The organism is Bradyrhizobium sp. JR4.1, from assembly GCF_040548605.1.
In the GTDB taxonomy this organism is placed as follows: Bacteria; Pseudomonadota; Alphaproteobacteria; order Rhizobiales; family Xanthobacteraceae; genus Bradyrhizobium; species Bradyrhizobium canariense.
Genome location: NZ_JBEPRY010000059.1, coordinates 1 through 12418, shown reverse-complemented (window position 1 = coordinate 12418; position 12418 = coordinate 1). Strand labels below are relative to the sequence as shown.

12 protein-coding genes and 2 pseudogenes are annotated in these 12418 nt (G+C 62.9%); 6 read left to right on the top strand and 8 right to left on the bottom strand.

Features of this window, described 5'->3' with window-relative positions; translation table 11 throughout:
- Positions 1 to 147 precede the first annotated feature (147 nt).
- Both ABIB90_RS41165 and ABIB90_RS41160 read right to left on the bottom strand, forming a co-directional pair.
- Entirely contained in the window at positions 148 to 1113 is a 966-nt protein-coding gene (locus ABIB90_RS41165) for an AraC family transcriptional regulator (protein WP_354202928.1), read from the bottom strand.
- Between the two features lie 437 nt (positions 1114 to 1550).
- Complete coding sequence (locus ABIB90_RS41160) at positions 1551 to 1826, bottom strand: hypothetical protein (RefSeq protein WP_354128525.1); 276 nt, start codon at positions 1824 to 1826, stop codon at positions 1551 to 1553.
- Between the two features lie 312 nt (positions 1827 to 2138).
- Between ABIB90_RS41160 and ABIB90_RS41155 the strand changes: the two genes are divergently transcribed.
- Complete coding sequence (locus ABIB90_RS41155) at positions 2139 to 2600, top strand: host attachment protein (protein WP_219684024.1); 462 nt, start codon at positions 2139 to 2141, stop codon at positions 2598 to 2600.
- 30 nt (positions 2601 to 2630) lie between these two features.
- Here ABIB90_RS41155 and ABIB90_RS41150 read toward each other — a convergent pair whose 3' ends face one another.
- Positions 2631 to 2894 carry a hypothetical protein gene (locus ABIB90_RS41150; protein WP_007603106.1) on the bottom strand — a complete coding sequence of 88 codons (264 nt, stop codon included), beginning with the start codon at positions 2892 to 2894 and terminating at the stop codon, positions 2631 to 2633.
- A 289-nt stretch (positions 2895 to 3183) separates the two neighbouring features.
- Between ABIB90_RS41150 and ABIB90_RS41145 the strand changes: the two genes are divergently transcribed.
- From ABIB90_RS41145 to ABIB90_RS41135, 3 genes are all read left to right on the top strand, one after another.
- Positions 3184 to 3630 carry a hypothetical protein gene (locus tag ABIB90_RS41145; RefSeq protein ID WP_007603109.1) on the top strand — a complete coding sequence of 149 codons (447 nt, stop codon included), beginning with the start codon at positions 3184 to 3186 and terminating at the stop codon, positions 3628 to 3630.
- Between the two features lie 102 nt (positions 3631 to 3732).
- Positions 3733 to 4605 carry a DMT family transporter gene (locus tag ABIB90_RS41140; RefSeq protein WP_354202927.1) on the top strand — a complete coding sequence of 291 codons (873 nt, stop codon included), beginning with the start codon at positions 3733 to 3735 and terminating at the stop codon, positions 4603 to 4605.
- A gap of 97 nt (positions 4606 to 4702) precedes the next feature.
- Positions 4703 to 5446, top strand: coding sequence for a hypothetical protein (locus ABIB90_RS41135; RefSeq protein ID WP_219684021.1), 744 nt, complete (start codon positions 4703 to 4705; stop codon positions 5444 to 5446).
- A 57-nt stretch (positions 5447 to 5503) separates the two neighbouring features.
- Here the strand turns inward: ABIB90_RS41135 and ABIB90_RS41130 are convergent, their stop codons facing one another.
- The 3 genes and pseudogenes from ABIB90_RS41130 to ABIB90_RS41790 all read right to left on the bottom strand — a co-directional run.
- Positions 5504 to 5833, bottom strand: a complete 330-nt coding sequence (locus ABIB90_RS41130; RefSeq protein WP_354128526.1) for a histone — start codon at positions 5831 to 5833, stop codon at positions 5504 to 5506.
- 66 nt (positions 5834 to 5899) lie between these two features.
- Positions 5900 to 6449: pseudogene (locus ABIB90_RS41125) on the bottom strand (FAD-binding domain-containing protein); the annotation flags it as partial.
- A gap of 52 nt (positions 6450 to 6501) precedes the next feature.
- Positions 6502 to 6702, bottom strand: a pseudogene (locus ABIB90_RS41790) (deoxyribodipyrimidine photo-lyase); the annotation flags it as partial.
- A 77-nt stretch (positions 6703 to 6779) separates the two neighbouring features.
- On the opposite strand from ABIB90_RS41790, the gene ABIB90_RS41120 reads away from it, so the two are divergent.
- On the top strand, positions 6780 to 8510 hold the full coding sequence (locus ABIB90_RS41120; RefSeq protein WP_354128527.1) for a methyl-accepting chemotaxis protein: 1731 nt from the start codon (positions 6780 to 6782) through the stop codon (positions 8508 to 8510).
- A gap of 56 nt (positions 8511 to 8566) precedes the next feature.
- On the opposite strand, the gene ABIB90_RS41115 is transcribed toward ABIB90_RS41120, so the two are convergent.
- Positions 8567 to 9226 carry a peroxiredoxin gene (locus ABIB90_RS41115; RefSeq protein WP_007603114.1) on the bottom strand — a complete coding sequence of 220 codons (660 nt, stop codon included), beginning with the start codon at positions 9224 to 9226 and terminating at the stop codon, positions 8567 to 8569.
- A 392-nt stretch (positions 9227 to 9618) separates the two neighbouring features.
- On the opposite strand from ABIB90_RS41115, the gene ABIB90_RS41110 reads away from it, so the two are divergent.
- The gene (locus tag ABIB90_RS41110; protein ID WP_354202926.1) at positions 9619 to 10206 is read left to right on the top strand and encodes a hypothetical protein; all 588 of its coding nucleotides are present in this window, start codon (positions 9619 to 9621) and stop codon (positions 10204 to 10206) included.
- Between the two features lie 40 nt (positions 10207 to 10246).
- Here ABIB90_RS41110 and ABIB90_RS41105 read toward each other — a convergent pair whose 3' ends face one another.
- A complete protein-coding gene (locus ABIB90_RS41105; RefSeq protein WP_354202925.1) occupies positions 10247 to 12112 on the bottom strand; it encodes an alkaline phosphatase family protein in 1866 nt (621 codons plus the stop codon).
- Between the last annotated feature and the right edge of the window lie 306 nt (positions 12113 to 12418).

Genomic DNA, 12418 nt, shown 5'->3' with positions numbered 1-12418 from the left:
GCTTTCCACGGCATCTACACCTCCCGCAGAACAAAAGCGGAAAGTGTAACCCATGTGTCCGGTACGAACTGTCACCTATGTCTCGGGTCGCTCAGATATGTTCCGAAGAGGCGTTGACAACAACGACCGTCGCAGCGGCCTGGCCCGTCAGCCTGCCGTCGGACCCGCTTGCCGGCCTCGTGCCAGCGTGTCGGACGGCGCTTCGTGGAAGATCGCGCGGTAAGCTGCGGAAAACTCGCCCAAATGGTGAAAGCCCTGGGCGCGCGCGCATGTGGCGACGGTGGCGCCGCCGCCCTTGAGAAGGCGAGACCGCGTCGCCCACAATTTTTTCAGGCGAATGTACTGGTGCAGGCTCATGCCACACACCTTGCTGACGGCGCCGCCGAGCGTCCGGATCGAGACGCCAAACTCGCCGGCGAGATCGGCGGTATAGATCGGAGCAGTCTGATGTGCAGCGACGTAATCGTCGATCCGCTGCACGAGTTTGATCGACCGCTCGCCCTGGACGGAGGCACTCCGGTCTGAGAGTGGATCGATGCGAAACAGATCGTCGAGCGCGAGCAGCAAGCCTTCCTGGAGATGGGCGGCGACCTCGGTCGTTTCGAACAAGGCCGGCTGCACCGACGCGGTTCGCAGAATGTCGAGAAGGAGCTGCCGTGCGTGGAGCAAAGCGGGGCGGTTCGCGCCGTGGGCCCGCAAATCGTCCGCCTGATCGAACCAGCCCCGGTCACTCAGGCCGGGTGAGAAGATGATCATCGCATGATGATTGGTCCGACGCTCGACGAAATGGCATTCATCGCTGCCGCGGAGCGCGATGAAGAAACGCGCGTCGAGATCCATGCCCTTGGAATTGACCTGAAGGTCGTCCGTCATGGGCAGGATCACCATCCCGCCGGGCATCCGATAGGTGGCGTCGAGGATGCGTGCGAACGAGCGCATCATGACGATGCGGCAGCCGGGCAGGGAGACGACAGCGCGAGCCGCCGCGAAATTCCGGACGTCGAGCGGAATGCTTCTCGCATCCTCCATCGACTCGATCGGCCGAAACGCATCGACGTCGGCAAAGCCGATCAATCGAAGCGCGGATGATGGGGCGAGGGCGTCGAACAACATGCGTGTGGCCGGCTGCCGCATATGACAATCAAATGAACGTCAGAACATCGCCATCAATGGCGAAACATCGCGTTTCAGTAAACCGGATTCCGGGCCGTAGTATTGCGGACATCATGGCATGCAGCCCGGCGGATCGATGTCGTCGTCAACGGTCTCGCGTCATCGGCTGGCCGGAGGCGAGGTCGATGAAATGCAGCCGCGTGCAGGCGGGACAGGCAAAGGAGGCGAAGCTCTGTGCCTCCTGTCTCTGTTGCTTCTCAAGATGTGTCTGCACATTCATGCCCGTCTGGGGACATCGAAAAACGATCAAATCGACCATCGTCGGAGAATGACGGCGTGGCGGATTTCGTCTTTGATCTAGATCAGTTTTGGAATGACTCCAGACCAACATCCTTGATCTCGCAAAAGCGAAGGGGCCCCGGAGGGCCCCTTTAGAATCACCAGCGGCGATAACGTGGTCCGTAGTAGCGCGGGCCACCATAATAGCGCGGCGCATATCGGGGACCGTAATAGGGGGCCGGGGCGCCGTAGTATCCATAGTAGTTCGGGCGCCAGAAACAACGTCCCCAGGCGTCACAGACCATGCGGACCTGCTCGACGTCCGAGACCTGCGGCGTCGCAGGAGCTGGCGCGATGGGCATGGCAGACGCCGCCGGCGATGCGGCCAACGCACCCAACAGGGACGCGGCGACGAGGCCAATTCTAAGCTTCATGATGTCTTTCTCCGCTTACGCAATACAGGGATATCGAAGTTTGTTCTGATCAAATTGTGGCGGGAGCGAAATGTAATGCTGATGAACAGGTCTTCAGCCAGCCCGCCGCAGGCCTGACCTTTAGCTCCGCCAGACTATCCCAGGTTCGTGCTCTTGACCAATGCTGCGCTTGCGTTGCGCTCCGCGGGAAATCGCCGCCATCCTTGATCCCGCGCAATCCAACTGTGCAGCTTCGCCCCTAAGCTTGGCGTCGTGGCCAGCCTTTCGAGCATTTCGAAGAGCCGGCTCGCGAGGTCGCTTTGGAGCTGTGCAATGGACAAAATGAGAATCGACAAGGGTGACTGGCTGGTCGTGTGCGACGGGCGCAAGGCGCTCATTCTGGAAAACCTCGGCGACGAGATGTTTCCGAACCTCCACACCAGGGAGGTGCACGAACAGCCCAATCCCTCGACCGGTGCGCAAGGGACCGACGCGCCGGGCAGGCTCCATGGCGCGGCCGGCAGCACGCGCAGCTCGGTAGAGCAGACTGATTGGCACGACGAGGCCGAGCGCGCCTTCCTGCGCGGCCTGGCCGGACGGCTCGATGCCGCCGTTAGCTCAGGCGAGACCTCGGCCTTGACCCTGGTGGCCTCGCCGCGTGCGCTTGGGATGATCCGCGCCGATTATTCGGACGTGGTGCGCAAGGCTCTCCAGGGCGAGGTCGGCAAGGACCTCGTCAAACTGCCGGTCTACGAGATCGAGAAGCAATTGCTGCTGTCGGGCGCCGCCAAATAGCGGCCCCCGCAGAGGACGCGCCTGCGCTCCTCAGAAGCAGGGGTGCCGGCGGCGGTCCTGGCCGACATAGGCGGCTGCGCTCTGGTAGCAATGGTTGGTCGACGGGCCGTCGTACAAGGCGAACGTCCCTGGCGTGATGCCGGGCCCGTAATTGTGCAGATAGCTGATCGGGTAGGGCAATGGGTTCGCGTAGTGGCGGTGGTACCGGTGATGTCCCCGCGCCTCTGCGAGGCCGGGGGCAAGGATTGCGGCCGACAGGGCTGCAATCGCGGCTACAAGCTTCAACTTGCTCATCTCGAATCTCCGGAACCCGCACGAATAGGTCAGCCGTTTATAGCCAGTTCGGGCGGCCGGAGCACCCGTCTGCCGCCCGAAAACCGGGGCCAATCCCGCAGATTCCCGGGTGGGTGTGACAGAATTGCCGGTTCTATGGTCCAGACCTGCCCATTTTTGGCCTTTTCGAGATGCTTAACGAATTCCCCACACAAGTGTGACCAAAGAGAATTAGCTCAAGACTCCTGTTGCCGGCTTTTTGGGGTCCATAGGCCGGTCCATTCCTGAAGGCTTTCGCCGTCACCTCGCCATGCGCATCACGCTTCTGAGCCTGCTGTTGCTCTCGGTCGTCGCCGCCACGCCGGCGCGCGCCGAACTGCACATCACCCGCGACCACGGCGGCTATGTCGAGGAGTACAAGGCCAAGTACAAGCGCGTCCGCGAGAAGGGCGAGCGCGTCATCATCGACGGCATCTGCAACTCGGCCTGCACCCTGGTGCTCGGCATCGTGCCGATGAACAAAATCTGCGTGACGCCGCGCGCCAGCCTCGGCTTCCACCAAGCCTACTACGACAAGGCCTTCACCTTCGGCATCAAGGTCACCAGCGCGGAGGGGACGTCCGACCTGATGGCCTACTACCCCGACACGGTGAAGGACTGGATCCGCCGCAATGGCGGGCTCACCACCGACATGAAAAAGATCAAGAACGGCGTCGAGCTCTGGAAGATCATCGATCCCTGTCCGGACGAATGGTGAGCGGCTGAGCAGCCGCTTCCGTCGCAGCGCAGCATCGTCTGAACGGAATTGGCCGAAATTCGCATTGCCGCATTGGCCCCCCGTGGGGCAATGAGGGCGGCAATGAACCAAAATCAAGAAGCCCTGACCGCCCGTGCCGCGCCGATCCTGTTCGTCCTGCTTTGGAGCACGGGCTTCATCGGCACCAAATACGTCGTCAACAATGCCGATCCCTTGACCTACCTCGCCATCCGCATGGCGTTCGTGGTCGGTCTGATGGCAATCATCGTCGCCGTTGCGCGACCGAAATGGCCGGACCGTATCGGCATCGCGCACAGCGCGGTCGCGGGCATTCTCGTCCATGGCTTCTATCTCGGCGGCACCGCAATCGCGATCGCGCACTCGATTCCGGCCGGGCTCTCCGCGCTCATTCCGGGCCTTCAGCCGATCCTGACCTCGACCATCGCCAACCGCTGGCTCGGGGAGAAGGTGACGCCGGTGCAATGGGCGGGGCTCGTGCTTGGCCTCGGCGGCGTGGTGCTGATCCTGCACGGCCGTCCCATGACCGGCGAAGCCGGGCTCGGCTGGCTCGCCTCCGTGGTCTCGCTGATCAGCATCACCCTCGGCACGCTCTATCAGCGCCGCTACTGCAACCACATCGATTGGCGCGCCGGCAATCTCGTGCAGTACGTGTCCGTCTCGATCTTCTTCGCGATCGGCGCCTTCCTGTTCGAGGACCGCGTGGTGCACTGGACGCGCGAGTTCATGCTCGCCCTGGCCTGGCTCGCCGTGGCGCTTTCGATCGGATCGATCGGGCTGCTGTACTGGCTGATCCGCCACGCCGCCGCCACGTCTGTTGCAAGCCTGTTCTATTTGGTGCCCGCCGCGACGGCACTGATGGCTTATCTGCTGTTCGGAGAAAAGCTCGATGCGCTGGCGATCGCGGGCATGGTGATGTGCGCGGCCGCGGTGTTCGTGGTCAATCGACGCTTCTAGGACCGGCGGGCCGGGCCGCCGGAATACATCCCTGACGTGCGGCGTGCGTCGTGCTAGGCTTGGGGCATTTCAGCCTCCCTTTCACACGGTGATTTCCATGAAGAAAGCGCGTCGTGCACTGCTCGGCAGATCCCTGAAGCCAGTCCGGATTGCCTGCCTCAACTACGCGGAGCCGATGATCAGCGGCCGCAAGATGGCCAGGCTCACAGCGGCGCTCCAGAAATGCTACGACAAGCACTTCCTGCCGGTGTGGGGCTATCCGGTCGACCTCTATGTCACCGAAAAGCCGAAGCCGGGCGACTGGCAGCTGGTCTATTTTGACAAGGCGTCCCACAAGAACATGCTCGGCCGCCATGAGCTGACGCATCGCCGCCAGCCGATCTCAAAGATCTTCGTCAAGGCGCTGGGCGACGAGCCGGTCAGCGTGGCAGCCTCGCACGAGCTGTTCGAGATGGTGCTCGATCCCATGGCCAATCTGTGGGCCGACAAAAACCCGAACACCCAATATGCCTATGAGGTCTGTGACGCCGTGGAAGAGGACACCTTCTTCGTGGCCGGCTTTGAGATGTCGAACTTCGTCTATCCCTCCTGGTTCGAACCGTTCAAGCACCGCCCGGGCACCAAGTTCGACCACAAGGGAACGTTGAAAGAGCCGTTCTCGATGACCAAGGGCGGCTACGTCATCAAGAAGGTCAACGGCAGGAAGGTGATCAAGGCGTTCGGCTCGCCCGAGAAGCGGCGGCGCTTCAACGCCGAGGACCGGCGAGGTCATCGCAGCGAATTCCGAGATCCGCAAGGCGTCCATCACCCGGGCCGGCGTGCAGCCAAGCGGCGAGGGTAGGGTATCGCTGGAGCCGTCTCCGGGCGCGTCCACACCCGGAGACCTCGGCCTTTGCGATCAGCGCTTGGCCTTCTTGGCCTTCTTTTTCGACTTGGCAGCTTTCTTGGTGGCCTTCTTTGCCGTTTTCTTTGCTGCTTTCTTGGCCGCCTTCTTCGACGACTTCTTTGCAGCTTTCTTCGAAGTCTTCTTGGCGGCCTTCTTCGAAGTTTTCTTCGCAGCCTTCTTGGCTTTCTTCTTGGAAGCCTTCTTCGGCGCTACTTTCTTTGCAGCCTTCTTGGCGGCTTTCCTGACCTTCTTCACCGCAGTGACAGCGGCGTCCTTGGTCGCTTCCACGGCGGTGGTGATCGTATCCATCGCCTGTTCAGTCATTGGCTTGTCGTCGTCCATATCGTCCCCCACGGTTTGCATGGAGCGATGACGATAGCGCGTTTCATAATTGTGTCAAAGCAACGCTCAACCTTTGCGGATCTTTGCGTAGACGGCGAGCGCGCGCTCACGTCCCTTGGCATGATCGACGATCGGCTGCGGATAGCTCTTGCCGAGCGTGACGCCGACGCTCGCAAGCTCGATCGGCGTCGCCTGCCAGGGCTGGTGGATCAGCTTGGTCGGGACGTCGATCAGGAGGTGCTTGACCAGGAACGAGGCGACCACCTCGCACCCGGTTGTGCATCACGCCAGTGTGCCAGAGTTCGCGCAGGCCGACGTCGACGATGGGATAGCCGGTGCGGCCACGCTGCCAGGCTGCGAGCGCCTTGGCGTCGGGCTTCCATGGGAAGCCATCGAAGTTTGCTTGCAGGTTTTCGGTGGCAAGGTTGGGATGGTCGTGCAGCAGGTGCCGGCAGAACTCACGCCAGCCAAGCTCGCTCAGGAACTTGTCGACGCCGGGACCGATCGCGGAGTTTTCCGCCGTGGCGAACCGCGCGGCGTGCCACACTTGGCGCGGGCTGAGCTCGCCGAACCTCAAATGCGGTAACAGATGTGAGGTCCCCTCCCGGTCCGAGCGCGCGCAGCGACTGCGCCAGCCACCAGCGCGCCGCGGCGCCCGGCGCTCGCCCGGCCGCCTCATCGAGCACATAGAGGCAGATCACCGGCGCGCCGGTCGTCGCAGCGGCCTTGGCGGCAGCGTGGAGGGCGGGGTGATCGGACAGGCGGAGGTCATCGCGAAACCAGAGGATGATGGGCAGAGCGCTTGGCGTAGTCCTTAGCGTAGTTCTGGGCGTGGTCAGGGGTATCTTCGTTAACGATTTGGAAAGCATGTCGCGGTGGGAACCGCGTTAATGCGACCGTAAGCCGATTGCACGAATATGCAGGAATTACAGGAGTCATTCCATTCATGTACGGACGAGCAACGGCGAAGTTTCTGCCGCAATTCAAACTTGGCACCAAGGCGCTCCTGTGCGCGGTGCTGCTGATCGCCATGAATACGGCGCTCGTGGTCGGCGCCGGCTATTGGTCGCTCAGCTCCGCTTTCAATGATCGTGCGCTGCGCGATATCGAGGTGAGTTTGCGCACGCTGGCGCTGGCCTTTGCCGAAATCGTTCCCGACGCCAAGATCACGATGAAGGATGGCGCGGTCGCGCGCGCCGAGATTCCCAAGATGCCGGACTTTAGGGATCACGCCATCGTCGATCGCGCGGTGTCCTATGTCGGCGGCAACGCGACACTGTTCGTGTTCGACGAGGCGAGCGGGCAGTTCGTGCGGCGCTCGACCAACGTGAAGAAGGAAAATGGCGACCGCGCCGTCGGGACCCAGCTTGCCGCCGATCACCCGGCGCAGGCGCTGCTGCGTCGTGGCGAGGCCTACAAGGGCCCGGCCACCCTGTTCGGCAAGACCTTCATGACCGCCTATTTGCCGATCGCCGACGCCAGCGGCAAGGTCGCCGGCATCCTCTATGTCGGCATCCCGATGGCCCAATTCGAGAGCATGCTGGCCCAGACGATCGAAAGCATGGCGGCCGCCGCCGGGCTCGCCGCGCTGCTGGTGCTGGTCCTGACCTTGCTGGTCGTCCGCCGTGTCACCAAGCCGCTCACCTCGGTGACGCGCTCGCTGACCGCGCTCGCCGAAGGGAAAAGCGACGTCGAGATCGATTGCGAGGATCGCGCCGACGAGATCGGCGAGATCGCCCGCACGGTCGCGGTGTTCAGGAGCAATTCGCAGGAGCGGGCGCGGATGCGCAGCGAGCAGGCGGCGGCTTCGGCTGCAGCCGCCGATCAGCGCAAATCCGACCTGCGCAATTTCGTCGAGGAGTTCCGTGGCGGTGTCGGCGGCATTCTCGACAAGGTGCTGACATCGTCAGGCGAATTCGAGCGCGCGGCGCGGCAGCTCACCGACACCGCGCGCTCCACCGCCGATCTGTCCGCGCGGTCGGCCGGAGCTTCCGAAAACGCCTCCGAGCACGTGCGTTCGGCGGCGTCGGCCTCGGACGAGCTGTCTCAATCGATTTCCGAAATCACCCGGCGGGTGCAGGAATCGAACGTCATTTCCGCCGAGGCCGTGCGGCAGGCAGAGGCGACCGATCAGCGAATCGCGCAGCTCTCCGAGGCTGGCGCGCGCATCGGCGATGTCGTCAAGCTGATCACCTCGATTGCCGAGCAGACCAACCTGCTGGCGCTGAACGCGACCATCGAGGCCGCGCGCGCGGGCGATGCCGGCCGCGGGTTTGCGGTGGTGGCCCAGGAGGTCAAGACGCTCGCCGGCCAGACCGCCAAGGCGACCGACGAGATCTCGAACCAGATCGCCAGCATGCAGCTTGCGACCGAGGAATCGGTTGTCGCCATCAAGGCGATCAGCCAGACCATCGAGCGCATCAGCGGCATCGCGGGCTCGATCTCAGCGGCGGTCGAGCAGCAGAAGAGCGCGACCCAAAACATCGTCGCCAGCGTTCGCGCGGCGGTATCGGGCACGGCCGATGTCGCCGTCAACGTCCGTCAGGCCGCCGAGGGTGCGAACGAGACGGGTGAGACGTCCAGCCGGATGTTTGCCTCCGCCCAGGCGTTGTCGGGCGAGAGCCTGCATCTGAAGGCCGAGGTCGAGGGCTTCCTCGAACGCGTACGCGCGGCGTAAGAGCTAACATCGTCATCCCGGGCGGCGCTGACGCATCGCCCGGAATGACAGTTCCGTTATTTCGGCTGCGGCACGATCCGGATGTAGGGCTTCGGCTCCTTCCAGCCCTGCGGGTAGATCGTCTTGGCCTCGTCATTGGAGACCGAGCCCGCGATGATGACGTCGTCACCCTGCGACCAGTCGGCCGGGGTCGCGACGCGGTGCTTGGCGGTGAGCTGGAGCGAGTCGATGACGCGGAGGATCTCCTGGAAGTTCCGGCCCGTCGTCATCGGATAGACCAGCACCAGCTTGATCTTCTTGTCCGGCCCGATGATGAAGACGTTGCGGACGGTCTGGTTGTCTGCGGCGGTGCGGGTGAGGGGATCGCCCGAGATCGCGGCCGGGAGCATGCCGTACAGCTTGGAGACGTTGTAATCGGTGTCGCCGATCATCGGATAGTTCGGGGCCGCGCCTTGCGTCTCCTTGATGTCCTCCGACCATTTGGCGTGGCGGTCGACCGGATCAACAGAGAGGCCCATCAGCTTGACGCCGCGCTTGTCGAATTCCGGCTTCAGCTTGGCGAGCGCGCCGAGCTCGGTCGTGCAAACCGGCGTGAAGTCCTTGGGGTGCGAGAACAGCAGCGCCCAGCTATTGCCGATCCAGTCGTGGAACTTGATCTTCCCTTCGGTGGTCTCGGCTTCGAAGTCGGGGGCGGTGGCGCCGATCGGAAGTGTCATGGTTCTACCTCATGTTATTGAATTTACTTGCGAATTCATCTTGGACCGTGGTGACCATTATAGGGGCTCCACGATCCCAAGTGAACGCTAACTGAACTGCTTCAAGTAAAATGTGAATTCCTTCCTTGAAGGCCTGATTTCCTAGCACCTTTTTGTTACAGCCGCGCCTGCGGCGAAACATCTCCACCGGGGCTATACGGGCGCGATTGCCCCGAGAAAGCCTTTTATGACTTCCATCACGCTCGCCCGTCGCTTCCCAGAACCGAAATGGTCCTGACAGCGACCAATTGGCAACCATCTCAAAAAGTCGCGACCCCCGTACCGAATCATTAACCACCCCTTTACGCCGGCATGAAAATGCTGGCCGATCAGAAGAAATCTGGAAGTGAACTATGTCTGCCGCTGCGCATAAGTCTGTTGAGTCGCCGTCCCTCGAACCGTCCTGCCTCGAACCGTCCTGCCGCGATACCTCGGCCCATGCACTGACCATCGTGCGCGACGGCGTGATCACGGGCGAAGGCCCGACCACCAAGGGAAGGGTCCATTTCTCCCGCTCGCTCGATGCCGATGACACCGCCTGGTGCGCCCGCATCCTGACCGCCACGGCCGTCAACGACCAGCCGATCAGCCGCACTGAGGCCGAAGTGCTGTTCGAGATCAACGAAGCCGCGACCGAGCGCACCGATGGCGGCCGGTTCGACGACCTGCTCGCCAAGGCGGTGGCCCACTATGCCGCCAGCGCCTCCGGCCTGAAGGTTCCGCCGCGCAGCGTCGCGCTGTCGGCCGAGTCCGATATCGAGGGCTGGGCGCCGTCCTATGCCTCTAAGGTCAACAGCGAAATGCTGGAGTGGATCGCCGGCCAGATGCGCGGCAAGCGCCACAACAACCGTCGCCTGATGGCGATGGTGGCGACCTTCCTGGGCGCCACCGCGCTGCCTCTGGCGGGCCAGCTGCCGAACGTGTTCGACATCGGCATGTAAGATTCTGCGCCTCTCACGAGGATGCATTTGAACGGCGGGGTTATTTCCCCGCCGTTTTTTGTTTGCCGGCGTCCGGCTCCAGCCCGAGCGTGCGACCCGGGAAGCCGGCGGCGTCGAAATAGCGCTGGCTGCCGACGCGCTGGAAGTTCAGCATGGTCTGCAGGCCGTTCTCGGACTTCTTCGACTTCTCGACCCCCTTGTACGCCTTCGGCACGATGCCGTTGGGCAGGGCCTCCGACATCACGCGGCCGACGAGGCCGCCGTTCTGCGAACTGCGCAGGCCGAGGAGCTGGGCGGCCGTCATGCCGACGTCGGCATTGCTCACCGGGATCTCGCTGACATAGCCGGCTTTGAAGTCCGGGCCGATGGCGGCCATGAAGTTCATGGTGTCGCCGCGGCTGAAGCTGCCATGCATGCCCTGGCCCTGGCGCAGCACGGTGTCGGCGACCTGCACCGAGCAGTTGGTCGGCGCCTCGCCGCAATCGCTGGCATAGGAGCGGAAGTTGACGACGATCGCCGGCGTCGGCGTCGCCGCCTTGCCGCGCAGGTTGATGCTCGACAGCGGCAGGGTGCCGGGGAAGCGGCCGAGCGAGTCGTCGACAAACAGGCCGGAGACGTAATCCTGCTCAAGCAGCGTCTTGATGGTCCTGGCCGCCAGCTTCTTGTCCTTGTTCGGCAAATAGATCAGGTCGGAGCCGCCATTGGTGGCGACGACGAGATCGGGCTTTTCCGGATCCTTGCCGAGCACGCCGTTGCCGGCCTTGGGATGCTTGTTGCCCTCGACTTTGGCGTTCTTGTCGTTGGGATCGAACAGCGGCAGTTCGAGCGCCTTGGCGAGGTCGAGCGCCAGAAAGCCCATCGGCAAAAAGTCCTTCGGCGTGTCGTCATAGCTGAGCTTGGCCGAGGGGCTGGTCTTGCTTTCCTTGGAGATGGTCGAGAAGCCATGGTCGGCCTGGACCATGATGTTGGTGTTTGCTGCAAGGCCGAGCTCGTCCAGCGCCTTGCGGAGCTGGGCGAGGTTGTTGTCGGCATTCTTGATGCCGGCCATCGAGGTCGGCCCGTTGATGCCGGGCATGATCTGGTTGAGGCTGTCGCCGGTGTTGTGCTGACTGCCATCGGGGTCGCGCGACCAGAACACCAGCACGAACGGCTTGTTGCGCGCCTTGAACACCGGCAGCACGACCTTGGCCGCGACGTCCGCGAAGTAGGCCTGCTGCGCGACGTTGGCGACGGTAGTGCCGGGCGTCTTGGCATCGCCCGCCTTGGAGTTGTCGCCGCGCGGCGGCGTGGCGAGGGGCAGGCCGGCCTTGGTCAGCGCGTCCTTGACCTCGTCCGACAGCGCCACGCCATTTTTGCCGCCGGTGGCATCGTCGAACACGACCGAATGCAGGCCGGCCTTTTCGGGCTTGTCGGTGTGGTCGAACTGATAGGTCGGACCATGCTTGCCGAGCGCGGCGGTGCTGTAGCCCTTGTCGCGGGCCAGCTTCAGGATCGTGTCTTCATTGAGATAGTCGCCCTTGAAATGCTCGTCGATGTCGCCGAGCACGGCGTCATTCTCGATGAAGGGGACGACGGTGTCGCCGGCGGGCACCGAGGTGTAGTTGGTCCAGATCGTGTTGGAGAACACGCCGGTATCGCCGAGATAATGGCCGGTCGACATCGCCGAGCCGTTGGCCATGGTGAAGGTCGGGAACAGCGAGTGCGAATTCTTGAAATTGACGCCCTTGTCGCGGATTTCGGCCATTGCGGGAGCGGTCTCGGGTGTGACCTTCAACGCCCGCAGACCGTCGGGAATGAACAGGATCAGGTTGCGGGGCGTGTTGTTCTGGGCGGAGGCAGGTCCGGTCGACAGTCCGGCGGACAACACCGTCAGCCCGGCTGACAGCAACACCAGTGAACGGCACATCAAAATTTCTCCCTGCGAGGCGGCTAGGCCGCGAACCGCGGCCCCCGGCTTCGTTTAGTTTCGCTGCATGACGGTTTTGTTACAAGAGCGGAGCGGCATGCAAAGAAGGGGAGGGGCCCCGCTCTGCGCGGCGTCCGGGGCACGAGATCGCGGTGTCGGCAGGCAACTGCTTCAGCACCGTCATTGCGAGCGCAGCGAAGCAATCCAGAATTGATCTTCCCCCAAAAAAGTGGACATGGATCAAGCCGATTTTAGCTCCATCTCGACCGGGCTGATATAGCCGATGGCCGAGTGTCTTCGGGTCTG

Excerpts from the sequence above, each read along its gene's own strand:
- ABIB90_RS41165 (WP_354202928.1), bottom strand. The coding sequence starts at position 1,113 with ATGTTGTTCGACGCCCTCGCCCCATCATCCGCGCTTCGATTGATCGGC.
- ABIB90_RS41160 (WP_354128525.1), bottom strand. The coding sequence starts at position 1,826 with ATGAAGCTTAGAATTGGCCTCGTCGCCGCGTCCCTGTTGGGTGCGTTG.
- ABIB90_RS41155 (WP_219684024.1), top strand. The coding sequence starts at position 2,139 with ATGGACAAAATGAGAATCGACAAGGGTGACTGGCTGGTCGTGTGCGAC.
- ABIB90_RS41150 (WP_007603106.1), bottom strand. The coding sequence starts at position 2,894 with ATGAGCAAGTTGAAGCTTGTAGCCGCGATTGCAGCCCTGTCGGCCGCA.
- ABIB90_RS41145 (WP_007603109.1), top strand. The coding sequence starts at position 3,184 with ATGCGCATCACGCTTCTGAGCCTGCTGTTGCTCTCGGTCGTCGCCGCC.
- ABIB90_RS41140 (WP_354202927.1), top strand. The coding sequence starts at position 3,733 with ATGAACCAAAATCAAGAAGCCCTGACCGCCCGTGCCGCGCCGATCCTG.
- ABIB90_RS41135 (WP_219684021.1), top strand. The coding sequence starts at position 4,703 with ATGAAGAAAGCGCGTCGTGCACTGCTCGGCAGATCCCTGAAGCCAGTC.
- ABIB90_RS41130 (WP_354128526.1), bottom strand. The coding sequence starts at position 5,833 with ATGGACGACGACAAGCCAATGACTGAACAGGCGATGGATACGATCACC.
- ABIB90_RS41120 (WP_354128527.1), top strand. The coding sequence starts at position 6,780 with ATGTACGGACGAGCAACGGCGAAGTTTCTGCCGCAATTCAAACTTGGC.
- ABIB90_RS41115 (WP_007603114.1), bottom strand. The coding sequence starts at position 9,226 with ATGACACTTCCGATCGGCGCCACCGCCCCCGACTTCGAAGCCGAGACC.
- ABIB90_RS41110 (WP_354202926.1), top strand. The coding sequence starts at position 9,619 with ATGTCTGCCGCTGCGCATAAGTCTGTTGAGTCGCCGTCCCTCGAACCG.
- ABIB90_RS41105 (WP_354202925.1), bottom strand. The coding sequence starts at position 12,112 with ATGTGCCGTTCACTGGTGTTGCTGTCAGCCGGGCTGACGGTGTTGTCC.